This window comes from bacterium (assembly GCA_035945995.1).
Taxonomy (GTDB): Bacteria; Sysuimicrobiota; Sysuimicrobiia; order Sysuimicrobiales; family Segetimicrobiaceae; genus DASSJF01.
The window spans coordinates 1-21,480 of record DASYZR010000015.1 but is presented as its reverse complement, the minus strand read 5'-3'; the positions used below and the strand labels follow the sequence as shown (position 1 = coordinate 21,480).

Sequence of the window (21,480 nt, the reverse complement as noted above, 5' to 3'; positions counted from 1 at the left end):
GATCGCTTCCTCGCGTACGGGCAGACGACGACGTCCATTGTGCAGTCGTCGCCTGTTCCGCTGCGGCCGGTCCCGCTGCCCGCAGACGAGCGCCGCCTCTCGTGAACGATCGCGGCGCTGCCGATCGCCATCGGGCAGGCCGCGCCGGCGTTGCTTAGTCCGCCGCTCCTCGGAGCGGTTGTGGGTGTTGGCATCTCATCCTCGGTCATCCCCTATGTCTGCGATCAATTGACTGAATTAGCGGCATGACATCAGAACTTCGTACCCTCGACGTCGCGTCCCGGAGTGACCTCGACCGGGTGGTCCAGCGTCCGCAGGCGAGGCATGGGGGACCGCAGCAACCAGAGGACGCCGGCGACCCCTCCGACCGTGGCGATCCAGAGTGTCGGTCGAAGGCCAATCGCGCTTCCGAGCAGCCCGCCCACAAGCGAGCCAAGCGGCCGGACCCCGTAGTTTACGACGGTGAAGGCCCTTGAGACACGGGATCTGAGTTGATGCGGAATGAGCGCCGCGAAGATCGAGCCGATGCTGATATCGAGGATCATCACGCCCAACCCTGAGCCGAACCTCGCGGCGAACAGGAACGCGAGGATAACCAGCGCCGGGCCCGACGCCGCCGGCACGAGCACCAACGGTGCCGGGAACAGCACGCACCCCAGTATGTAGGTCGGGCCGATGCCCAGGGACCGTGCTATCCGTCCGGTGATGGCCGATCCGAGAACCGCCCCGACAGCGCTGCCGGCGGCGTGGAGAAATATCGATCAGAGGTGTCCTGCCCACCTGAAAGTGAGACAAACCGGCCTCGAAATTTTGCGACGGTTTTTCTACCCTCCCGCGGCCTCGATTTGATTTCCCTGAGCCTTCCAATAAGTCTGGCGAGCCACGAGGGCAAGCTGTAACTTCATGGGGGTGGCGCCCGAAAGGGGGCCAGCGCCGGTCCGCCGAACGGCCATTTCGAACCTCTGACCGCGATCCTTGGTCATGGAGGCTGGCGAATGATTCGTCGGCCCAGAAAGCGGGTCGCGAAGCGACCGGTCAGAAGACGGCCGACCCAATCCGCTCGGCACCAGAGCCGCATGGTCCCGCCTCCTCCCCAGCGTCTCCACAACCTTCCTCCGCAACTGACTAGCTTCATTGGCCGCGCGCGGGAGATCGTTGAGGTCAAGCGCCTGTTGGGCACGGCGCGGCTGCTCACGCTGACCGGGTCGGGCGGGTGCGGCAAGACGCGACTGGCCCTGCAGGTGGCCCCTGGGGTCCTTCAAGAGTTTCCCGACGGAGTATGGCTGGCGGAGTTGGCGCCGTTGTCCGACTCGAGCCTCGTTCCGAACGCGGTGGCCTCCGCGCTCGGCGTGCCCGAGCAGCCAGGACGGGGGTTAACCGAGACGCTGGCGGACTCCCTGCGGCCCAAATCAGCCCTCATCATCCTGGACAATTGCGAGCATCTGGTGGCGGCGTGCGCTCATTTGACCGACACCCTCCTTCGGGCGTGTCCGCACCTGCGAGTGCTCGCGACCAGCGTCCCGTACGCGACAACCCACTAATCCGCTACCAGGCTGGAGCCTGTCGCCCTGCCCCGGCCGAGGACCTGGGCGGTTTTGCCTACGCGCGTGCCCAACCGGCACTACCCATCGCGGGATGCTAAGGAGCGAGATTGGCTACAATTTGGCTACAGTAAGCGTCCTTCGTCCCGACGTGATAGCGCGGCACCCCTTGATACATATGGGGTGGCTGACGGGACTTGAACCCGCAACCCCCAGAGCCACAGTCTGGTGCTCTGCCCTTGAGCTACAGCCACCACGTGGCGTGATTGTAGCATCCGCCTTCGCGAAGCGTCCAGGCGACACAGGGTGGGTACCCACCCGCACGATCTGAGCGAGATGTGATAGCGAAACCCAGGAAAAGTTATACGCGAATCGGGATTGGGTCCGAATGGCCAATGCACCACGATCGAAGGTTAGAAAATTCTATGGAAGTTGACAGGAACTAGGCGGATGGACGGTGAATTCGCGCGCCAATCTCACTCATCATCGCAGCAGAGGTGGCCGTATCGATGCAGAACACACTGAGGCATTCCGCTTTTCTCACCGCTCCCCCGTCGGCCGTTTCGAGGATCGCGGCTCAAAGGTTCTCGCGCAGGGTCTTCGGAGTGAACCCGAGAGAAGTGAGTCAATTTGTCGCCGCAGTAGACGCGACGGTAGAAGACCTGGTCGACGTATTTGAGCATGAGCGCACGGCCCTGGAAGCGCAGCTTCGAGATGCAGCCGCCGAGGCTGAAACGTTGCGGGCGGGACTGAACGCCGCCGAGCAGTCTGCCGCCGCGTACCAAGAGCAGGAGGCCGTGATCGCCCGCACGCTCCTTACGGCACAGAAGACGGCGGACGAGCTCGTGCGGACCGCGCAGGCGGACGCAGACGAGCTCGTGGGCAAGGCCGAGATGATCGCGACCGATGTCGTCCAGGCCGGCTGCCGGACCGCCACCGAGATCCTCCAGAAAGCCCAGCAGGATGCGGATGACATCGTCGAGGCCGCCAGAGAGAAGGGAGCGGCCTTGCTCACTCAGCTGCAGGCCGCGGCCGACAAGCTGGTCATCGATGCACACCAAACGTTTCGGCAGGCCCAACGATCCGTGGAGCACGACGTGGCTTCTCTCTTGGAGCGCTGCCTTGAGGACCGGCACGCCGACTTGCGGAATGGCACGACGGTGGAGCCCCTCCGGCGTTTGAAGGCGCCCGGGTCGGAAACCGAGCCAGAGACCGCCGATACGACGCCCCAGTCAACCGTGTTGGACGTGGGAGCGGCGGCGCCTGGTGCCGGCGCGGAAGCCGCCGTCCCGGCTGAACGCGTAACCGATCCGGCCTCCCATTCGGCGCGCGAAGGGCCTCTCCAAGTGTCCCCTCTGAGCGCCGTCATTGCCTGGGTCATCATGGGAGGGGCGATCAGCGTCTTCTCCCTGCTGCGTCGTCTGGCCGCGGTCTTGCGCGCCTGAAACACTAACGACTGGCCAACGATTGATGTCTTAGCAAACGGCCTAAGCAATCAGCGCTGGTCCTAAGCTGGCCGGAATTCATCGGCGTCTTTGGGGGGAACATCGGCGTGGGCCAAGCATGGTCCATCGTTCTCGGCGCCGTACTTGCGATCATCACAGGGCTCATCGCGGAGTACGTTCGGCTCCGGATTGCCCGCAATCGATCCAGGGGTCGCTTTCGGAGGATGCTGAGGGTCGGATTGCCGGAGATCGCCGGCATTCTCGAGCGTCTCATAGCGGATGCCAACCGTGCCGGAGGCGTCATCGCATTCGTACGTCTGGACGAGCTGGCCGCCGCCGCTGATCGACACCTCGAGTGGCCGGCCGGTTTCAAAGACACCGCCGCGCGACGTGACGTCTACAACCTGCTCCGGGAGCTGAATCTGACGGCGGCGAATGCGCGCGCCGTGGAGGGAGTTGCGAACCGGTGTATCGGCCGGAATGATCCAACGGCCTCGGCCCTCGTGGCGAACCGACGGCGGGAGTTGTTGGAGGAATTCCGAGCGCTGAGCGCACACGCCCGCAGGTGGGAGCATCTCGCGGACGAACTCCGGTAACGGGCGGCCACCGCCGGGCAGTCAGGCCGAGGCCGGAATCTCCTGAACGTTCTTCAGTTCGGCCAGTCTGCGGTCCAGTTCATGCAAACGGCGCCGGTACTCGATTTCTGCGGCCACCGCATCGCGCACGTAGGTCAGGATCGCGTCTTCCATGGGATGCTTCGATCGTTGCTCCAACTCCCAAATCATGTCCGTAAGATGATGCACCGTCTCCTTCAGCTGCATACCGTTCCCCCTGACGATCCTGCGCGCGCGGACCCAGAGCCGCACCGAGGCTCCCTCGCGGTGCAATGCTTCTTCTTCTCGACCACCGCAGTCTCCTTGAAATGTTTCTCTGTTTTCTATGTGAATTCTTCGCGTGAATGAATCCAATATTGCCCCGGCGGTGGGCTTGTGGCATCAGTCAGGCGGGCGGGACGATCTCGATTACCTTGCGGCGACCGCGGCGCCCCCGCAAGATTCGCACCCGGCTGCGAGCCACGCCGAAGTACTGGGCCAACGCGGCGACCACCGCCGCGTTGGCCAGTCCGTCGTGCGGCGGCGCGGTCACGGCGACGCGAAGACCGCCGTCCGGACGCGGCTCGACCGCGGTTCGCCGGGCGCGCACGGCGACATGCACGGTCACGCGCACCTCGCCCGCCCGCACAGGGCCGCTCAACCGCCCGCCGCGGCGGCGGCGGCCCCGGCCGGAAGCGCCTGCGCGAGCGCCTCGGCCAGATGCACCGCCCGCCGGCCGGTGCCGTGCGCGATCTGCTGGCGGCACGAGGTCCCGGACGCGATCAGGAGCGTGTCGCCCGGCGCGGCCCGGATCGCCTTGAACAGCACGCGTTCGCCCATCGCCAGGGAGACGTCGTAGTGTTCGCGCTCCACTCCGAACGACCCGGCCATGCCGCAGCAGCCGGAGTCGATCTCCTCGACGGTGAGCCCGGGCACCGCGCGCAGCGCGGCGAGCGCCGGACCCGTCCGAATGATCGCCTTCTGGTGGCAGTGTCCGTGCATCAGCGCGCGCCGCTCCGCCGGGACGTACAGCGGGCGTACACCGGCGGCGTCGAGCGCCGCGAGGTACTCCTCGAAGGCGTAGCTCGCCTGGGCGAGGGAGCGCGCCGCGTCCCCCGGCACGAGGTCCGGGTATTCGTCCTTGAACGTGACGATGCAGGACGGTTCCAGGCCCACGATCGGGACACCGGCGGCAACCAAGGGCCGCAGCCGGTCCATCGTGCGCGCGGCCAGCGCCCGCGCCTGGCGCAGCATCCCGTTGCTCAACATCGGGCGGCCGCAGCACGAGAGCGGCGCGAGCTCGACCCGGCACCCTGCCGATTCGAGGAGCCGCACCGCCGCCCGGCCGATCTCCGGATAGTAATACTCCGTGAACGTGTCGACGAAGAGCGCAACGCGGCCCTGCCCCGGCACGCGGGCGAACCTCCCGCCCGGCTCCGCCGCGCCGGCTGCCGGGGGGCCCGGGGACGCGGTCCCCCTGGTGTTCCACCACCGGGTGAACCGCCGGCGCGCGAAGGCGGGGAGCCGCCGCCGGGCGTCGATCCCGGCCCGCTCGAGCGTCCACCGCGCCGGGGCGCTGCCGAGGAGCCAGTTCGCCAGCGGGGCCACGGCGCACGCGAGCGGCCCGAGCGCGGCGACGTGTCCGAAGAGCCGGGCACGCAGCGGCAGGCCGTGCCGCGCGTAGTACGCCGCCAGGAACTCGTGCTTGAGCTTCGCCATGTCGACGTTGCTGGGGCATTCAGCCTTGCAGGCCTTGCACGCGACGCAGAGGTCCATCACGTCGTAGAGGCCGCGGCTCGTAAGACCCTCCCCCGGAAGCCGGCCGGAGATCGCCGCCCGCAGCGCGTTGGCCCGCCCGCGGGTGCTGTCCGCCTCGTCGAGCGTCACCATAAACGACGGACACATCGTGCCCCCCCGCGGCTTCCGGCACGCGCCGACGCCGCTGCACAACTCGATGGCGCTCCGGAACCCTCCGTCGCTCGCGAAATCTTGAATCGTGGCCGGCGGGGCGGCTTCCTCCGCGCGGTAGCGCAGCGATTCGGTCATCGGCGGCGCGTCGACGATCTTGCCCGGATTCATGCGTGAGGCGGGATCGAAGGCGGCTTTGATCTCGCGGAACGCCCGGTAGAGCACCGGTCCGAACATCTTTTCCAGGAACTCCCCGCGCGACAGGCCGTCGCCGTGCTCGCCGCTGAGGGCGCCCCCGAACTCGCGCACCAGATCGCCGATCTCCTCGGCGATCTGGCGCATTTCCGCGACATCCCGCGGCCGGCGAAGGTCGAGCATTGGGCGCGTGTGCAACAGGCCGACGCTCGCGTGACCGTAGAAGGACGCCTCGGTCCCGTGGCGCCGGACGATCTCCCGGAAGCGGCGCGTATACTCCGCGATCCGCTCGGGCCCGACGGCGGAGTCCTCGACAAACGCGACCGGCTTGCGCGCGGCCTTCATGCCGAGCAGGAGCCCCACCCCGGCCTCGCGGACGGCCCACAGATTGGCCTGCGCCGCGGGTTCGAGGAGGCGCCGCATCGCGCCCCGGTAGCCCGCGCGCCGCATCCGGGCCTCCAGCGCGTCGAGGGCGGGGATCAGCGCCTCGCGGGTTTCCCCGGCGTATTCCACGGCGATAACGGCTCCCGGATCCCCGTCGACGAACGTGAGGCGCTGACTCAGGTCCCGCGTCTGCCGGGCCATCTCGATGATGAGCCGGTCCGTCAGCTCCACCGCCGTCGGATTCGTCGCCAGCATCTCGGGCGTGTACTCCAAGGCGGGCACGATGTCGTCGAATTGAAAGACGGCCAGCACCGTCGCGGCGGGCCGGCGCGCGAGCCGCACGGTCGCCTCGGTGACAATCCCGAGCGTCCCCTCGGAGCCCACGATCAGCTTCGACAGGTTGACCGGGCCGCCGGCCGGAAATTCGTCGAGATTGTACCCGCCGACGCGGCGCTGCACGTGCGGGAACCGCCGCGCCACCTCGTCGCGCGTCGCGGCGACGATGCGGGCCACCTCGCGGTAGAGGCGCCCTCCCGTGCCGTCGCCGCCCGCCCGGCGGGCGGCCTCCGCCGGCGCCAGGTCTTCGAACACGGCGCCGGTACCGTCGGCGAGGCGTACGCGGAGTGCCGCGACCGTATCCACGGTCTTGCCGTAGACGATCGATCGCGACCCGGAGGAATTGTTGCCGATCATGCCGCCGATCGTCGCGCGCGTGCTGGTGGACGTCTCGGGACCATAGATGAGCCCCGCGGGTGCGAGCGCGCGGAGCAGCTCGTGGCGGACGATCCCGGGTTGCACCCGCGCCCAACCCGCCTCCGCGTTCACCTCGAGCACGGCGTTCATGTACTTGGAGAAATCGAGGACCACCGCCCGGCCGACCGTCTGGCCGGCCAGGCTCGTGCCGCCGCCGCGGGGGAGGAGCGGCGCGCGGGCGGCGCGCGTGACCTCCACGACCGCCTGGACGTCGTCCGCGTCCCGCGGAAGCACGACGCCGAGCGGCTCGATCTCGTAGATGCTGGCATCGGTGCTATACAGCGCGCGCGACACGGCGTCGAAGCGCACTTCGCCGCGAACGCGGCGGCGGAGCTCGGCGACGAGGTCCTGCAGGTCGGAGCTTGCGGCGGCGGGTCCCGCCTCGCGGGCGATCTGCACGCCGGACGCGGCTACGTCGCGCGGACCGCGCCGAGCGGCACGCGGTCCGGCATCCAGGACGGCTGATCCGGCAGCGGTGACCGGTCCGCGGTCAGGAGGACGAGAATGTCATCGAGGTCGCGGACGCCGAACCCGAGACAGGGCCCGTAGTCGGTCTCGCCGCCCGCGGCGAGGCCGTGGGCGCCGAGCCGGGCGCGGACGCCGGCGAGGTCCGCCGGGGCGGGCACCCGCACGGTGAAGTACCACAGTCCGGGACCTTCGCTCGCCTCCGGCGGAATGCCCTGGCCGGCCCAGACGTTGGTGCCGAGATGATGGTGGTATCCGCCGGCCGAGAAAAACAGCGCGCCGGGGTACTCGCGGGTCGTCACGTCGAGCCCGAGGGCCTGGTGGTAGAAGGCCTCGGCGCGGCCGAGATCGGAGACGCGCAGGTGGACGTGCCCCAGACGGGTCCCCCCGGACACGGGGGCGGAGCGCTCGCCGCCCTCCGCGAGCAACCCCGCGATGTCGAGCGGCTCCGACGCCATCTCGACCCGGCCGTCCCGCCACGCCCATTGCTCCCGCGGCCGGTCGGCGTAGAGTTCCAGTCCGTTTCCCTCGGGATCGCGCAGGTAGAGCGCCTCGCTGACGAGATGGTCCGACGCCCCGTCGAGGGTGACGTTGTGCTCGAGCAGTCGCCGGAGCAGCCGGCCCAATGCCGCGCGGCCGGGCAGCAGGAACGCGGCGTGGTACAGTCCGCATCGCCGGCGCGGGCGTGGCGCGTCATCCGTCGTGGCGGTGAGCCCGAGGGCGAACGGGTAGCGGCCGTCCGCCGACAGCATCACGGTGCCCTCGCCGCTCCACGCCTCCCGGAAGCCCAGCAGGTCCCGGTAGAAACGGAGCGAGCCGGCAAGGTCGTCCACGCGCAGGTGCACATGTCCGACCGTGGTGCGGGGGTCGAGCGGCGGGTCCGCCATCAGGGTGGCGTTCGCGATGATCCGCGCGCCATCCTCCGGCGGGGCCCATGATCCGCCTCCTCTGCCCCCACTGCGGCGTCCAGTTCTTGCGGTTCGAGGCGCCGGAGGACGACGAAGCGGTGGAGTGCCCCCACTGCCACCGGCGGTTCGTGCCCGACGAAGAGGAGTACGTCGATCCGGAGGACGTGTGACCGCCGCCGGTGCTACAATAGCCTCCGGGGATGAGGCCGCGGCTCCGACCGCGACGAAAGGAGTGATCGTCATGGCGGGTAGCCTTGCGGACCGCCCCTGTGTTCCGTGCCAAGGCGGTGTTCCGCCGCTCGGCCGTGCGGAGTTGGCTCCGCTCCTCGCGCAACTTGACGGATGGCAGGTCGAAGACGACCGCATGCTCGTCAAGGTGTTCCGGTTCAAGAATTTCGTCGAGGCCGTCGAGTTCGTCAACGCCATTACGCCGGTCGCCGAATCGGAGAATCACCACCCGGACCTGCACGTGAGCTGGGGACAGGTCCGCGTGGACCTGTGGACGCACAAGATCAAAGGACTCGCGGAAGCCGACTTCGTGATGGCGGCGAAGATCGACCGCGTCGCCGCCCGGCCGCGCGCGGTCTAGACCCGGCCGGATCCCGCGCTCACTCGAGCGGCGGCCGGCGATCGATCCAGGGTGAGGCGGCCTCGAACGCGGCGGCCGCGCGGAGCACGTCCGCATCGGCGTGCCAGCGGCCGATGATTTGGAGACCCACCGGCAGTCCTTCGTGCGTCCAGCCGCACGGGATCGAGGCGGCCGGCTGCCCCGTGAGATTGAACGGGAAGGTAAAGGTCAGGCGCTCGAGCAGCGTCGGCGCCTCGCGGCCGTCGATGACCGCGCCGCTGTCCGGCTCGACCGGCCATGCCGCCACCGGCATCGTCGGCGTGAGCAGCAGATCGTAGCCCTCGAAGAACCGCCGGACGGCCTGGTAGAACGGCGCGCGCGCGAGGAGCGCCCGGCCGTAGTCGAGCGCGCTCACCCGGCCCGCGGCGACGACCATCCGGAGGAGTGACGGCTCCATCCGCTCCGGATGCTCGCGCGCCCGGTCCTGCTGGCGTGATGCGACGCCGACCTCCCAGATGACCCGATGCGGCTCCCGCAGATCCGGCCAGCCGAGCGCCGGCGCTTCGACGCTGCAGCCCAGGTCGCCGAACCGGCGGGCGGCGCCTTCCGCGATCGCGCGGACTTCCGGGTCGACGGGCAGATATCCGAGATCGGCGCTCCAGGCCACCCGCAGGCCGCGCGCGCCGCGGTCGCAGCCGCCGACATAGTCTTCCGCGGGCCGGTCGATCGACAGCGGGTCCCGCGGATCCGGCCCCGCGAGGGCGGACAGCACCAGCGCGGCGTCCCGGACGGTCCGGGTGATCGGACCAGTGTGGGACCGCGCCGCCCAGGGATCGGGGCTGGGATAAGACGGCACCCGGCCGAACGACGGTTTGAACCCCACCACCCCGCACAGGGCCGCGGGACAGCGGATCGAGCCGGCGCCGTCGGAGCCATGCGCCACCGGTCCAAGCCCGGCGGCGACGGCCGTCGCAGCTCCACCCGACGATCCGCCGGACGTACGGTCGAGCCGCCATGGGTTGCGGCACGGCGGGCCGATGAGATTGTCCGTCATGTCCTTGTGGCCGAAGTGGGGTGTGTTGGTCTTGCCGACGAGGATCGCGCCGGTGGCGCGCAGCCGGCCGGCCGCGGCGCCGTCTTCGGACGGAATGTGCTGTTCGAACCACCGGGACCCGTAGGTGGTTCGAACCCCCGCGGTGTCCTCGAGATCTTTCACCGAATACGGCACCCCGTCGAGCGGCCCGCGCCGCTCGCCGCGGCGCGCCCGCGCTTCCGCCTCCCGCGCCTGCGCGCGGGCGAGGTCGCCGGTCACGGTGATGTACGCGCCGAGCGCCGGGTTGAGGCGCGCGACGCGATCGAGGACCGCGTCGGTCACTTCGACCGGCGATACGTCGCCGGCGCGAATCAACCGGTCCAACTCCAGGGCCGGCGTGAAACACAGGTCGCTCGTTGCCACCTGGCTCGACCCCCGGGCGATGCTCTTTGGCGGCCGGCAGGCTGCCGGCCGTCAGGGAAGATCGGGTGCTCGGAGACTACATGGAGGCGGCTGCCCCTCCGACCGCCGGGACATTTCCATGACGACCCGTGCCAGAGCGGCGGGCCTGTGCGCGGCAAGCTGAAGGCATTGGGCGTTCCGCAGCGCGCGCGCCCACGCGCGAAAAGCCTCGCCGGTCCGGCCGGCGTACTGGAACGACGACGGCTGGCGCGCGAGCCGCAGCAGCGCCTTCGCGCGTGACACCTCGGTCACTGCCGGCCGGCCTTCGCGCTCGAGCAAGACGACCGTGCCAAGCGGGCAGACCCGGCCGAGACGAATCGGCCGGCGAAATACCACAGCGCCCTGGCGCGCCACGTCCGTCCCCGGCGGGAGCGGACCGGAGGCACGCGCCGTCCAGGGCTTGATCGCCATCGGCAAGTGAAAGGGCACCAGATTGCCCGTCTCCGGATCGAGCAGCGCGACCTCATCGGAGAGATACGCGCCGCCGCAGGCGAGAAGCGCCGCGACGGTCGACGTCTTGCCCGCGCCGCTGTCGCCGATGAGCACGCAGGCGCGCCCGTCGATCTCGACCGCCCCGGCATGGACGAAGACGAGCCGCCTGAGGAGCGTCGTGATCGTGGCGACGATCTGTCCGGTGAGAGTCTCGAGCCAGCGTTGTCGCGGAATCGAGATCGACCACAGTTCGTTGCCGTTGGCCTGCCCGACGGCGTGCCGCCCGTCGGTCCCGATCATCACCTGGACCTCGGGGATCCGCTCCCAAGGGAGGACGACGGACGCGAGCACGGCCTCCACCGGAGCAGTCATCCAGCCCGGACCGTGCAGGAATGCGACGCCGGCGACCGGCGCCGCACCGGCCGGTCGTCCCGCCTGGGCTATACCCATTCGACCGGCACCCGCACGCATCGGCCATCCGTTCGCCGGACGATTTCTGCGCGCTCGAACTCCGAGAGAACCGGACCGGCCGGGGACATCGCATCATCTCCCATCGCGCGCGCGGCCGCGCGGCCGTCGGTCGGTTTCCCTGCCGGCGGCCCGCATGCCTCCCAGACCCTGGCCGCGCCCGCGGTCAGATGAATGAGCCGGCAGGTGACGCGATCAAGCAAGATGATCTCATCGTCGAGTCGTGCGCCGACGAAACGGTAGGTACTCACCGCTCGATTGTCAGCGCCCCGTGGCCAGGGCCCCCGGGTCGGCCGTAGTACGTTCGAGGTGTCCGAAGACGATCAGGCGAAACGCGGCGCTGAACGGCGGTGTGCACGTCACGAGCGCGATCTCATCGGCATCGCCGTCCAGTGCCTCGACGTCGCTCGGCCGCGTGGTCAGTTGCCGGTCGACCCGGTACACGTAGCGCCGGCCGGCGTACACGAGCATGACGGCGTCGCCCGTGTGCAGCGTGCCGATGCGGAAAAACGGCGCCCCGTACGTCGTGCGATGGCCGGCAATGGCGACGACCCCACCGCGATCCCGCCCGGCCGCGGTCGGGCCTGTAACAGCGGCCCACGAGAGCGGTCCGGTGAAACGACCCGGTCCAGGGAGGACGGCGGCGTGCTCCACCGGTGGAAATGCCGTCCACGAGATGTGCCCGACGCCGTAGTGTTTCAGATTCTGTACCGTCGCACCGTCGGGGACGGCCCGGCGGATGCCGAGGCGCGGGATCTCCAGCACCATGACACCGTTCGGCGCCCGACGAGACTGATCGGTCTGATGGTCCCAAGCGGCCAGTGCCTCCGCCTGCGCTTCACCCGTGGCAGAGGCGGTCATGAGTATCCGCGCCAGCGGCCACGCGAGGAGCGCAAGGCCGGCCACGAAACAGGTTGTCGAAAGGATACGCAGCAGCCGGAGCGCGATCGACGCCCGCTTCCTCATCGCCGGCGGCGTCACCTACCTCCCCCGAAGACTCGAAAACCGCGGCGGAGGAGGGCGCCGAGCCCAATGAGCTGCAATCCGAACATAACCGGCACCCACAGGTCCTCGCCGGTGAAAGGCAGCGTCCGACGGGGGTGACGAACGGCTGGGGGCCGGACAACGGCCGGACGGCGAGCGGTGATCTTGGTTGGCCCCTGCGGAAGGACTACCACGGGACGTGCGGGAGGGGCCGCCGTCACCGGAGCTCCGCCCGTGGGAGGTGGTACGGCTGCCGGTGGCGTCGCTGCCGGCGCCCCGGCCGCCGGGCCGGCAGGGGCTGCCGGCGCACCTGCTCCCGGAGTCGCAACTGCGGGGGATGGCGGAGGCGACGCCGTTGGTGCTTGCCGCGGCACGCCCGCGATCAACGGCACGAATAGCGCGGCGACCAGCGGCAACAGAAACGCCGCAGCTCCGGCGCCGCCCCCCCCGCTTCCGCCGGTGACCGCGGGCGCGACCGGCGAAAACGAGGCGACTTGGCCAACCTGCAGGGCAATCGGTTGAACTGTCACTCCGTGCCGTAACATATGCGCCCTTTCACGGCAGAAGGCGGCTGACGAAGCATCCGCACTCTAGAATATAGCCCCGCAGCAGACCGTCGAAATCTATCGTTTGGATGATGCTGCGGTCATCCGATGGACGAGGGAACTAGCCTCTCTCCCAGGGAATTCCGGCGAACCAGCGATGATTGAGACGTGGAACCTCGGAAAGACATACTCTCCCTCTCGCTGGCGGCTACCCGGTCTGGGCCGCCGCCAGGGCCCGGTGCATGCCCTTCGCGGAGTGACCCTTCAGATTGACCGCGGCGAAGTCTTTGGGCTGGTCGGTCCAAATGGCGCCGGCAAGACGACTCTGCTGCGGCTGCTTGCCACCCTGCTCCCTCCGTCGAGCGGAGGCGCCCGTATCGGCGGAGCTGATCTCGTTCGAGAGCCGGGAAGAGCCCGGCGCCTGGTCGGGCTGGCATCCGGTGAAGAGCGTGGCTTCTATTGGCGCCTCAGCGGACGTGAGAATCTTGAATTCTTCGCGGGGCTGCTGGGCATGTCGCCCGGCGCCGGGGCGAGGCGAACCGGCGAGGTCCTCGAGCTCGTTGATCTGCTGCCGATGGCGCATCAGCCGGTCGCGCAGTACTCCACGGGAATGCGTCAGCGGCTCGGCATCGCCCGCGCGCTCCTGGGCATGCCTCCGGTGTTGCTGCTGGATGAACCGACGCGAAGCCTGGATCTCGTCGTCGCCTCGGGTGTCCAAACGCTTGTGGGGCGCCTTGCGGCCAACGCACGAACCACGGTCGTGCTGGCCACACACAATCTCGACGAGGCCGAAGGCGTCTGCGATCGGGTCGCCGTTCTGGTCGACGGCACGGTGCACGACCTCGTGCGCGTCGGCGGGGACCGGCACATTCTCGCGTCGCGGTACCGGGCGCTCCTGATGGTGCCGTGATGAGGACCGCCTTTCAGCTGCTGGCCTTTCTCCGCAGGGATTGGCGGCTCGCGCGGTCGTCCACCCTGGGCTTGGCCTGGCAGGCTGTGGCTGTCGTCTTTGCCACGCCGACGCTCTACTATCTCGGACGCCTGGTTCGGCCCGAGACGCCGTCCCTCGCGCGGTACGGCGGCGATTACTTCGCTTTCGCGATCCTCGGAATCGCATGTTCGGGATTGCTTGCTTCGGTGATGGGCGCCTGCGCGGCCGCCGTGCGCCAGGAGCAGGTCGGCGGGACCCTTGACGTCTTGCTGACCCTGCCGGCCTCGCTCCCGACCCTCGCGGTCGGCGCCTCATTGTGGCCCATGCTGCTTACCCTGGCGCAAACCGCGCTCTACGTCGGCCTCGGCGTGGCCGTGTTCCACGTCGATCTTGGCCGCGTGAACCTTCTCGGCGCGGCGGTGATCCTTGGCCTCGGCACCGTGGTCTCGGCGGCGCTCGGCCTCCTTTCCGCGGCCTTCGTGCTCCTGTTCCGGCGCCCCGATCCGCTCACCGGCATCGTGGCAGGCGTCGGCGCGTTGTTCGGCGGCGTGTTCTACCCGGTGGACGTCTTGCCGTCCCGCGCCCGGATCCTCGCTGAGTTCGTCCCATTGACCCACGCGCTGCACGGGGTCAGACTCGCGGTTCTGCGCGGCGCGGGCCTGCCGGCACTCCTGCCCCCGATGCTCGTACTGTTGGCGTGGTGCCTCGTCGCCGTCCCGGCATCGCTCGTCATAGCGCGCTGGGCCCTGCACGAAGCCCGGCGTTCCGGCGCCGTCAGCGGTTACGGATGACCGCGCTCCTCAGGCAGGAGAACGACGCGTGGTCCCTCCGGTCGGCGCACGCGGCGGCCCGACGGGGGCCGCTAACGACGGTGGAAGCGGCGCTACTCGACTTCGTGCGTCCCGGAGGCACCCTCGCACCGGCGCTGACCGGCCCCGAATGGGAGCGCGTGGTTGCGCTGGCGGTCCGAGAGCAGGTATCGCCGCTCGTCTTGGCGGCCCTGCGGGAGCGGCACGGTGCGGCGCCGGCCTCCGCCCTCACCGCGCTCGAGCAGGTCTCCCTTCGGACCGCGGCCCACGGCGCGGCCGCATACGCGCAGCTCACCGCGGTGCTACAATGCCTGCGCGCGGCCGGCGTCGCGGCGGCCCTGATCAAAGGTGCCGCGCTGGCGCGATTTGCGTACGGCGACAGCGCACTGCGGCCGTTCAACGATCTCGATCTACTGATCTCGCGGCGCGATTACCCGGCGGCCGATCGCGCCGTTCGCGAGGCCGGCTACGTGACGCTCCAGGTGGGCCGGCGCAGTCTGGGTGCGGGTGAGCAGGTCTATTGGGACCCGTCGTGGCGGCACGTACCGATCGACCTGCACTGGCGCTTCGATGCGGACCCGCTTCGCCTTGGCCTCGACTACGACGCCATGCTGCGGCGCGCGTGCGCCGGCACGATTGACGCGGAACCGGTGCTCGTCCTCTCCCCCGCCGACACGCTCGTGGCCCTCTCGGCGCATTTCGTAAAACACCTTTGGGGCAGCCGCCCGCGATTGCGTTATCTCCGCGACATGGCCGAGGTGGTGCGGCGGCATCGAGTCGACTGGGGGGCTGTCGCGAGCGCCGCGGTGGAGGCTCCGAGGGCGCGCTCGCCGCTCCGCCTCGCCCTCGCGGCCGCGGCATGTCTGACAGACGCCAGCGTGCCGGCCGAAGTATTCCGTGCGCTGGCGCCGTCCCGCGGCACCCGAGTGGACAGATACCTCCGCGGCCTCGTGTGCCGGCGGATTCTCCGCCGCGACACGCCGTTTGCGGCGCTGATCCAGGTCGCTGCGGTACGCTGGCTCGACAGAGACGTCTGGGACGTCTATCCGAGGCTGACCGCGGCGGTGCTCGACACCCAGGGCCGCCGCGTGTTCAGCCGTCTTCGCCGACATCGGCGGCCGCGCGGGAGGCAGGCGGCGTCTAGCGCACGGCGGACTGCATGAGAGACGGTGCGACGGGGAGCCGGCCCGCCGCTGCATCCGCGGCAGGGTCGTCAGAAAAATCTTGGACCACGATCACGCCCTCATCGCCGCCGTCAATCACGCCGATCCCCACGAGGCGGAACGCCGGGTAGAGAATATTGCGCCGGTGCGGCGCACTCTGCCACAGTGCCTGTTCCGCCTCCTGAATCGCGGGCGCATAGGCAAGGTTCTCGCCCACGACGCGCAACAGAAGTCCGGTGGACGTGAGCCGGTCCCGCAGACTGCGGCCGTCGCGCGACACGTGGGACAGATATCCGTGCGCGAACATGTCGAGCCCATACGCCCGAGCAACGCTTTGGATTTTCGCGTTGGCGCTGAGCGGCGCAAGGTGCTCAGCGGCACGTGTGCGGTTGAGCCATATGAGAACGAAGTCCTCGAGTTGTCCGTTGGCGCGCGCCGTCGCGGACTGGACCGGGAGCCTCACGATGGCATAGTGGCCATCGGCATGAACCGGCGGTGACAACAACGCGGATCGACCGAGCAGCAGCGTAAGGACGAGCAAACCCGCTGCGAGCGCCGGCGGCGCATGGCGACCCCGAGCCATACGTGCTTTCCCTCCGGGGCCCCATACGCTTCTTCGGCAGCCTGGCAGACTCCGGACCCGCTGGTGGGAGTCCCAAGGCGTTGCGTCCCCGCCTCGCGACGGGTTTGCCCGTTCGGAAGCCCGTAATTTCTAACTGCACAACTCAGAGCGGGTCTAGACCTTGATCCAACCGCGTCGGTGAGGGTGACTCTCCGGGACCGTTCGCCACCTACAATGGGTGTCTGCTCAATGTCTCGAGGAGGTACCTGAGCGCATAGCGAGCGACGAAGATTCCGTGGGCGACCGGCAGCAGACCGCATACGACGGCAAGGGCATACCGGCGAAACCGATACAGCACGAGTGCGCCGATGAGAGTCACGACTGCAACGGCGGGCAACGCCTTCGCCACGAACAGCTCCGCGGGGGACGGGTACGGGCCAAGCGCCGGATCGAGAAGTCTCACGTTGGCGAGGAATATCCAGTCGACGAAGACCAAGATCCCAGACGCCAGCACCCAAAGAACGATCAGACCCACAATTTCCGAACGCGGAAGTCTCAGCATGACGCTCCCCTCGGGCTGCCGCCACCAAGCCGGATCCCTCCCCGCCTAGTACGCCGTCCCCCGGACGTCTTCCGCCCGCAGGGCCATGCCTGTCGGCGATGATGGTCCGGCGGACCGGCACGGTCGTTTCGGCTATAGTGTGAGAGATGGCCCGGCATCTCCGTCCTGCCGCAGTCCGCTTCCTCGTCGCGCTCATTCTGTTCGCTGCGCTGGGGATCGCATCCGGGCTGCCGGCCGCCGTGCGCGTCGACCGGACGATCACGGTGTCGATGCAGAACACCTCGATCCAGAACGCGTTCCCGGGTGCTGCCCGCGCCGCCGCCGATCTCGTCTCTCTCACCGATGCCGCGATCATGATTCCGGCACTCGTTGCCAGCGGGCTTCTTATTCTACTTTTCGGTGAAGCGCGGCGCGGTGGCAGGCTCCTGCTGCTGGCTGCCGGAACGATTAGCGTTAGCGCGATTGCCGCCTTTTTCGAGCATGTGATCGTGCATCCAGGCCCCGATCTGCAGATTCAAGTGCCGCGGTTCGCGGATGCGTTCGTCACCCCGGATGCGTCAGCGTGGGTTGCCGTCGCCGCGATCGCGTTCGCCGCCACGGGCGGGCTTGTGAGGGTACTCCTCCGGGAGAGGCGTCGTCGCCGTGCCGTATCGCCGTGGCCGGCGGCCGCGGCGTTCGCCATTTGTGCCATGGCCGTACTCTTCCGGGACGTTGTGACTGGAACGCTACCCGCGGTGACGGCGATGCAGGGGTACACTCCGTACGGGTTCCCGTCCGGCCATGCGGCACGGACCGTATTGTTCGCCGGTACGGCGCTTCGACGCGTTCCGGGACTGAGTGTAGCCGTTGTCGCCGCCCTGGCGTTGTCTTTGGTCTATCTCGGCGATCACTGGACGTCTGAGGTGCTTGGCGGGCTGTGCCTGGGTTGGGCAGGCGCCGAAGTCGTGCGGGAAGTATGGCGCTGGCTGGACGTCCGGTTTGTGGGAGCGCCGCCTGACGCTTAGTTGGCCCACGTGCCGTCCGTTTGGCCCCAACCAGTGCGCCGGATTATCTACCCGCGGACTACCCGCAAACTACCTGCCTAGGTAGTGCTCAATTCAGCGCGCCAACCGTAAAATCAAACCACACAAGTCACCTCAGCGCTACTGGGAGAGGTCCTAGGACCACGGCCTCAACGGGACCGAGGGCGGTCTTCAATAGTGAGCATCCATGTCTTGGTGGCGGTCGAGGAAGCCCTGATCCGGCACGGGATTCTGTCCGTCTTGCGGCCGGATCCGGATATCGAGGTCCTGGGCGAGGCCGCGGACGGCCAGGATGCTCTCACGAAGGCGGTGACCCTACGCCCTGACCTTCTGCTCATAGACCGCATGTTGACGGGCGGAGACGGCGTCGCGGCGTCTCGCGCCATCAAAGAGCGATGCCCGAACACGCATATCCTGATGTTGGTCCCGTACGCTGAGCCGGACCTCCTTCGCAAGGCGGCCGACGCCGGCGTGGACGGATATGTGCTCAAAGATATCTCGCCCGCTGACCTGGTCAACGCGATCCGCGCCGTGCACAAGGGGAGCACCATGTACAGCCCGCTCGTCGTGAGGCACGTGCCGGCGTACCCGTCCGCGATGCGTGATGTGCGCACCGCGGCATCGGCACGCCCCATCCGTGGGCTCACGAGACGCGAACTCGACGTCCTGACCGGCGTGGCCGCGGGTTTGAGCGACAAGGAGATCGCTGCCAAACTCTTCCTGTCAGAGGGCACGGTGAAAACGCACCTACGAGCCATGTATCGTCGGCTCGGGTTTGATAATCGCACTCAGGCGGCCGCTTTTGCGGTCGAGAACCGCCTGCTGATTCATCACGCTGGCGGCTAGCATGCCCCCGGTGCTCTTGCCCCGAGGAGGACCTCGCGAGGCTCGCGGCTTGCAGCAAGACTGAGCAAACTCTTGAGCGGCAAGACGGAGGTGAGGATGCGATGCGCCCGCACTCGTTGCTCGTGGCCGCGACCGTGCTATTGACCCTCAGCGTCTTGAGCTCTGGTATCGCAACTGGCCGGCCGGCCATCGGTGGATCGTACTGGGCGGAGAACACCCTGAATAAGGTTATCACCGCCTGGCCCCAGATAGCGATTGCCGTGCTTGTTGGACTGCTGGTCGCGGGGATGGTGGGGTTCTACGTTTTGGACTGGGCGCCCACGGTACTCTTGCTCGCAGCGATCGCCCTTCTCGTGTACGAGTTCTATTGGCAGCGTTTGTCGCGAGGGATCCCTCTTTAGCGCATGTTCCGCAAACGCTCGGGGGTAACCGGATGAAGCAATCGTTGGGGGGCCGTGCAGGGATTACCCTGCCATCATGAGGAGTGGAGAACTCCCCCGCGCAGAATATTCTGTGCTCACGGCCCCTGAGCGCAGCGTGGCAGAGTACAAGAATCTTGGGATCACCCGAGAGGCTATTTTCGGACGATCTTTCGACTTCGAACATGGGTTCGGCAGTGGGTTCCTTCCTCGGATCATGGTGTCAGCAAGGCGGGGGGCAAAATGGCGGTGGCTGTAGGCAATGCCCTTCTCCATAGCCTCCCGGGTCCGGTCGACGAGCGGCCAGCGGTTCAGACGGCTCGCGCCCGCTGTCGACGACAGAGCACCGGTGGGCCGTCTCGCGTCACGGTCAGGTGTCTGCGCCATGGTGATCATCCTCCCTTCTTGCCGTCCGCGTCCCCCATGGGAACGACTTCGGGCTTCGCCCGGGCTTCTTCGTGCTCCCCGGCCCCGGCGCCCGTGATGATGATCGCACCTGTGTCGTCCTCGATCTCGTAGATGTCCCCCGGTCTCGGCGTCGGCTTCTCGCCCTCGGGTCGTGAGGGTCCGCCCAAACGCGGCTTGTCCCTTCTCTCGTCCGGCCGACCGCCGGTCCCCCGCGCTCCCTCGGCGTCTTCCGCGAGGGCGCGGGCCCGCCGAGGATGACGAACGCCAGGCCTTTTTCGATCGCCTCGTCTGTTCTGTCCACGAATCGCGGCCCCAAGCGCCTTCAGCCACTCCGCGCGGCTCATCACCGGAGGGTTCGGCCTGCCGCTCGCGGGCGTCGGACGCCGCGCGGGCGCAATGATGATCGCGCCGGTGGCGTCGTCGATCTCCTCGAAGATCGGCTCGTCGTCATGCGGCCGGCTATCACCGCCAGCGGGCGACGGCACGTCGGCAGGCTGGTCATGCTTGCGGTCGTCTTCCTGCGCCACGGCACTCACCTCCCCTTCCGGGAGCCACAATTAGAGCGGGGGAAACGCCAAACCCCTCCGCGCACGAAGGGGTGCGCGACCTTGGTTCCCTTCCGGGCCTATCGCCTCGCCGTCGAGGCCGGGCACCTTGGCGTCGCCATCAGGTTGCCGGGCGCGCTGCTGGCCGCGCCGCTCTTGATAGTCTCTTATGCGATTATGGCTGCAGCATACCACACGGGCGCACGTGGCGGGCGGCGTTGTCCCGGAAGATGCTGTCGGCTGACGGAGGTCACTCGCGGGCTCTGCCTAGTCTGGTCGGACGGGGCTGCTTGACGATCCGTGATTGGGATGAAGGGTTTGACCGACGTATCGCGGCCTGGGTGGTGTCAGCACGCCGCACGGGGGACCTCGTCCGGCTCCCATTCGGCAGTGGTCAGAAATCAGAGGCCCGCGGCATCCAAAGGACACCGCGGGCCCACCTGGTGTGTTATTCTGCTACGCTAACGGACAAGCAGGTGACCCGTTGCCCATAGCGCGACTCCCACGAGTAGAAGCAGCGCAAGAAGCATCGCATGACCTCCTCTCGCTTACAACCCGTTCTATCCATTTTGCCCAGCGTCGTGGCGAACATATCATGTGAATGTGGTGAAAGTCCACGCCGTGCGGCCTGCCGGGGTCGGCGGCTTACCTTGGACACCTAAACCTGGGCTGACTTTTCAGCGACTCCACCAGGCGACGAGCCGCGCGCGGCGCCGCACGACGTCGTACCCGTCGCCCCGCACGGTGCCGATTGCGTCCACCTGCACGTCGATCAAGAACGTCCGTATCCCCAGGTTCAGGCCGCGCTGTCGCGTTCTCGCGGTGAGGGAAACGCTCATTGCCGCGACGACGTCAACAGACGGATAGTCGGCGGGGAACCGTGGCTCAACCTTCACTTCACGAATTTCCCGAATCGAGGCCTTGGGGTCGGTGAAAATGAGCGGGACTGCCTCCGGGCACTCCAGATGCCCGGCAATGAATTGCTCGAGTTCCGGCCTCGTGCGGTCGATCGCGGCGGCGATGAAGTCGCAGACGATGCGGCGCACGAGGAAGGCCTTGAGCCCAGCCCCACCAGAATGGCCGGCACGAACGCATGCACCTGACGCGCAAGAAAGAAGCCACCAAGCCCGCCGCGGCCAACTTCCTGCAGCAGCAGGCCCGCTTCGATCAATTCCTCGACGTCTTCAACAACGAACGCCCGCACGAAGCCCCGGACATGCAATGTCCCGCGGACGTCTACCGCCCCTCCCCACGCCCCTATACGGGCCTCCCGGATATCGACTATCCGCTCCACGACAAAACGATCGTCATCACGGAGTGTGGGCGCATCTGTCTGGGCAGCAACAAGATCACCGTCAGCCAGGTCTTTGCGGGTCAAGCCGTCGGCATCAAAGAAGTGCAGGATGACATCTGGCTCGTCAGCTTTATGGAGTATGATTTGGGCTACTTTGATCTCGAGACGCGAGTGCTGGAACCGCTCGAAAATCCGTTCGGGCCGAAAGTGTTACCCATGTCTTAGGTACAAAGTG

The 21,480-nt window shown here is 68.1% G+C and carries 24 protein-coding genes, 1 tRNA gene, 2 pseudogenes and 2 riboswitches; of the genes and pseudogenes, 13 read left to right on the top strand and 14 right to left on the bottom strand.

Features of this window, described 5'->3' with window-relative positions:
• Both VGZ23_01380 and VGZ23_01375 read left to right on the top strand, forming a co-directional pair.
• The coding region (locus tag VGZ23_01380; protein ID HEV2356256.1) for an Lrp/AsnC family transcriptional regulator at positions 1-105 on the top strand (105 nt) is incomplete at its 5' end.
• A 33-nt stretch (positions 106-138) separates the two neighbouring features.
• Positions 139-231: pseudogene (locus VGZ23_01375) on the top strand (EamA family transporter).
• Positions 232-251: 20 nt separating this feature from the next.
• On the opposite strand, the gene VGZ23_01370 reads toward VGZ23_01375, so the two are convergent.
• Positions 252-758 carry an MFS transporter gene (locus VGZ23_01370; GenBank protein ID HEV2356255.1) on the bottom strand — a complete coding sequence of 169 codons (507 nt, stop codon included), beginning with the start codon at positions 756-758 and terminating at the stop codon, positions 252-254.
• Positions 759-1,172: 414 nt separating this feature from the next.
• On the opposite strand from VGZ23_01370, the gene VGZ23_01365 reads away from it, so the two are divergent.
• Positions 1,173-1,541: an AAA family ATPase gene (locus VGZ23_01365; protein ID HEV2356254.1), complete on the top strand. Its 369-nt coding sequence runs from the start codon at positions 1,173-1,175 to the stop codon at positions 1,539-1,541.
• 179 nt (positions 1,542-1,720) lie between these two features.
• Here VGZ23_01365 and VGZ23_01360 read toward each other — a convergent pair.
• Positions 1,721-1,795: transfer RNA gene (locus VGZ23_01360), tRNA-His, on the bottom strand.
• Between the two features lie 255 nt (positions 1,796-2,050).
• Between VGZ23_01360 and VGZ23_01355 the strand changes: the two genes are divergently transcribed.
• On the top strand, positions 2,051-2,986 hold the full coding sequence (locus tag VGZ23_01355) for a DivIVA domain-containing protein (protein ID HEV2356253.1): 936 nt from the start codon (positions 2,051-2,053) through the stop codon (positions 2,984-2,986).
• 239 nt (positions 2,987-3,225) lie between these two features.
• The gene (locus VGZ23_01350; GenBank protein ID HEV2356252.1) at positions 3,226-3,582 is read left to right on the top strand and encodes a hypothetical protein; all 357 of its coding nucleotides are present in this window, start codon (positions 3,226-3,228) and stop codon (positions 3,580-3,582) included.
• 21 nt (positions 3,583-3,603) lie between these two features.
• Here the strand turns inward: VGZ23_01350 and VGZ23_01345 are convergent, their stop codons facing one another.
• The 4 genes from VGZ23_01345 to VGZ23_01330 form a co-directional block, all read right to left on the bottom strand.
• Entirely contained in the window at positions 3,604-3,807 is a 204-nt protein-coding gene (locus VGZ23_01345) for a hypothetical protein (protein HEV2356251.1), read from the bottom strand.
• Positions 3,808-3,985: 178 nt separating this feature from the next.
• Entirely contained in the window at positions 3,986-4,207 is a 222-nt protein-coding gene (locus VGZ23_01340) for a DUF167 family protein (GenBank protein HEV2356250.1), read from the bottom strand.
• A gap of 29 nt (positions 4,208-4,236) precedes the next feature.
• Positions 4,237-7,218, bottom strand: a complete 2,982-nt coding sequence (locus tag VGZ23_01335; protein ID HEV2356249.1) for an FAD-linked oxidase C-terminal domain-containing protein — start codon at positions 7,216-7,218, stop codon at positions 4,237-4,239.
• Positions 7,219-7,229: 11 nt separating this feature from the next.
• Positions 7,230-8,171 (bottom strand): VOC family protein, encoded by a 942-nt coding sequence (locus tag VGZ23_01330; GenBank protein HEV2356248.1) that lies wholly within the window; start codon positions 8,169-8,171, stop codon positions 7,230-7,232.
• A 47-nt stretch (positions 8,172-8,218) separates the two neighbouring features.
• Between VGZ23_01330 and VGZ23_01325 the strand changes: the two genes are divergently transcribed.
• A complete protein-coding gene (locus VGZ23_01325; protein ID HEV2356247.1) occupies positions 8,219-8,362 on the top strand; it encodes a hypothetical protein in 144 nt (47 codons plus the stop codon).
• Between the two features lie 71 nt (positions 8,363-8,433).
• Positions 8,434-8,781 (top strand): 4a-hydroxytetrahydrobiopterin dehydratase, encoded by a 348-nt coding sequence (locus VGZ23_01320; GenBank protein HEV2356246.1) that lies wholly within the window; start codon positions 8,434-8,436, stop codon positions 8,779-8,781.
• Between the two features lie 19 nt (positions 8,782-8,800).
• On the opposite strand, the gene VGZ23_01315 is transcribed toward VGZ23_01320, so the two are convergent.
• The 4 genes from VGZ23_01315 to VGZ23_01300 are packed head-to-tail and all read right to left on the bottom strand — an operon-like array spanning position 8,801 to position 12,136.
• Entirely contained in the window at positions 8,801-10,216 is a 1,416-nt protein-coding gene (locus VGZ23_01315) for an amidase family protein (GenBank protein ID HEV2356245.1), read from the bottom strand.
• Between the two features lie 51 nt (positions 10,217-10,267).
• Positions 10,268-11,137 (bottom strand): hypothetical protein, encoded by an 870-nt coding sequence (locus VGZ23_01310; protein ID HEV2356244.1) that lies wholly within the window; start codon positions 11,135-11,137, stop codon positions 10,268-10,270.
• On the bottom strand, positions 11,128-11,406 hold the full coding sequence (locus VGZ23_01305; GenBank protein HEV2356243.1) for a hypothetical protein: 279 nt from the start codon (positions 11,404-11,406) through the stop codon (positions 11,128-11,130). The genes VGZ23_01310 and VGZ23_01305 overlap by 10 nt, the downstream gene beginning before the upstream one ends.
• A gap of 10 nt (positions 11,407-11,416) precedes the next feature.
• Positions 11,417-12,136: a class E sortase gene (locus VGZ23_01300; protein HEV2356242.1), complete on the bottom strand. Its 720-nt coding sequence runs from the start codon at positions 12,134-12,136 to the stop codon at positions 11,417-11,419.
• Between the two features lie 804 nt (positions 12,137-12,940).
• On the opposite strand from VGZ23_01300, the gene VGZ23_01295 reads away from it, so the two are divergent.
• The 3 genes from VGZ23_01295 to VGZ23_01285 are packed head-to-tail and all read left to right on the top strand — an operon-like array spanning position 12,941 to position 15,587.
• On the top strand, positions 12,941-13,594 hold the full coding sequence (locus VGZ23_01295; GenBank protein HEV2356241.1) for an ABC transporter ATP-binding protein: 654 nt from the start codon (positions 12,941-12,943) through the stop codon (positions 13,592-13,594).
• Entirely contained in the window at positions 13,594-14,406 is an 813-nt protein-coding gene (locus VGZ23_01290) for an ABC transporter permease (GenBank protein HEV2356240.1), read from the top strand. Before VGZ23_01295 ends, VGZ23_01290 begins: the two co-directional genes overlap by 1 nt.
• Positions 14,403-15,587, top strand: coding sequence for a nucleotidyltransferase family protein (locus VGZ23_01285; protein HEV2356239.1), 1,185 nt, complete (start codon positions 14,403-14,405; stop codon positions 15,585-15,587). The genes VGZ23_01290 and VGZ23_01285 overlap by 4 nt, the downstream gene beginning before the upstream one ends.
• Here VGZ23_01285 and VGZ23_01280 read toward each other — a convergent pair.
• Both VGZ23_01280 and VGZ23_01275 read right to left on the bottom strand, forming a co-directional pair.
• Positions 15,565-16,170 carry a CAP domain-containing protein gene (locus VGZ23_01280; GenBank protein HEV2356238.1) on the bottom strand — a complete coding sequence of 202 codons (606 nt, stop codon included), beginning with the start codon at positions 16,168-16,170 and terminating at the stop codon, positions 15,565-15,567. The two genes, VGZ23_01285 and VGZ23_01280, sit on opposite strands and share 23 nt — an antisense overlap.
• A 32-nt stretch (positions 16,171-16,202) precedes the next feature.
• A riboswitch (cyclic di-GMP riboswitch) is annotated at positions 16,203-16,289 on the bottom strand.
• An 89-nt stretch (positions 16,290-16,378) separates the two neighbouring features.
• Positions 16,379-16,711 carry a hypothetical protein gene (locus VGZ23_01275; GenBank protein ID HEV2356237.1) on the bottom strand — a complete coding sequence of 111 codons (333 nt, stop codon included), beginning with the start codon at positions 16,709-16,711 and terminating at the stop codon, positions 16,379-16,381.
• Between the two features lie 239 nt (positions 16,712-16,950).
• On the opposite strand from VGZ23_01275, the gene VGZ23_01270 reads away from it, so the two are divergent.
• Together VGZ23_01270 and VGZ23_01265 are read left to right on the top strand one after the other, a co-directional pair.
• Entirely contained in the window at positions 16,951-17,715 is a 765-nt protein-coding gene (locus tag VGZ23_01270; GenBank protein HEV2356236.1) for a phosphatase PAP2 family protein, read from the top strand.
• Between the two features lie 213 nt (positions 17,716-17,928).
• Positions 17,929-18,579: a response regulator transcription factor gene (locus VGZ23_01265; GenBank protein ID HEV2356235.1), complete on the top strand. Its 651-nt coding sequence runs from the start codon at positions 17,929-17,931 to the stop codon at positions 18,577-18,579.
• Positions 18,580-19,390: 811 nt separating this feature from the next.
• On the opposite strand, the gene VGZ23_01260 is transcribed toward VGZ23_01265, so the two are convergent.
• Together VGZ23_01260 and VGZ23_01255 are read right to left on the bottom strand one after the other, a co-directional pair.
• Positions 19,391-19,933 (bottom strand): hypothetical protein, encoded by a 543-nt coding sequence (locus VGZ23_01260; GenBank protein ID HEV2356234.1) that lies wholly within the window; start codon positions 19,931-19,933, stop codon positions 19,391-19,393.
• A 71-nt stretch (positions 19,934-20,004) separates the two neighbouring features.
• Positions 20,005-20,119: riboswitch (SAM-I-IV-variant riboswitch) on the bottom strand.
• Positions 20,120-20,628: 509 nt separating this feature from the next.
• Positions 20,629-20,997 (bottom strand): hypothetical protein, encoded by a 369-nt coding sequence (locus VGZ23_01255; GenBank protein ID HEV2356233.1) that lies wholly within the window; start codon positions 20,995-20,997, stop codon positions 20,629-20,631.
• A gap of 20 nt (positions 20,998-21,017) precedes the next feature.
• Here VGZ23_01255 and VGZ23_01250 point away from each other — a divergent pair.
• Positions 21,018-21,470: pseudogene (locus tag VGZ23_01250) on the top strand (integrase core domain-containing protein).
• The last annotated feature ends 10 nt before the right edge of the window (positions 21,471-21,480 follow it).

Excerpts from the sequence above, each read along its gene's own strand:
- VGZ23_01355 (HEV2356253.1), top strand. The coding sequence starts at position 2,051 with ATGCAGAACACACTGAGGCATTCCGCTTTTCTCACCGCTCCCCCGTCG.
- VGZ23_01280 (HEV2356238.1), bottom strand. The coding sequence starts at position 16,170 with ATGGCTCGGGGTCGCCATGCGCCGCCGGCGCTCGCAGCGGGTTTGCTC.
- VGZ23_01290 (HEV2356240.1), top strand. The coding sequence starts at position 13,594 with ATGAGGACCGCCTTTCAGCTGCTGGCCTTTCTCCGCAGGGATTGGCGG.
- VGZ23_01285 (HEV2356239.1), top strand. The coding sequence starts at position 14,403 with ATGACCGCGCTCCTCAGGCAGGAGAACGACGCGTGGTCCCTCCGGTCG.
- VGZ23_01320 (HEV2356246.1), top strand. The coding sequence starts at position 8,434 with ATGGCGGGTAGCCTTGCGGACCGCCCCTGTGTTCCGTGCCAAGGCGGT.
- VGZ23_01275 (HEV2356237.1), bottom strand. The coding sequence starts at position 16,711 with ATGCTGAGACTTCCGCGTTCGGAAATTGTGGGTCTGATCGTTCTTTGG.
- VGZ23_01345 (HEV2356251.1), bottom strand. The coding sequence starts at position 3,807 with ATGCAGCTGAAGGAGACGGTGCATCATCTTACGGACATGATTTGGGAG.
- VGZ23_01325 (HEV2356247.1), top strand. The coding sequence starts at position 8,219 with ATGATCCGCCTCCTCTGCCCCCACTGCGGCGTCCAGTTCTTGCGGTTC.
- VGZ23_01310 (HEV2356244.1), bottom strand. The coding sequence starts at position 11,137 with ATGGGTATAGCCCAGGCGGGACGACCGGCCGGTGCGGCGCCGGTCGCC.
- VGZ23_01330 (HEV2356248.1), bottom strand. The coding sequence starts at position 8,171 with ATGGCGGACCCGCCGCTCGACCCCCGCACCACGGTCGGACATGTGCAC.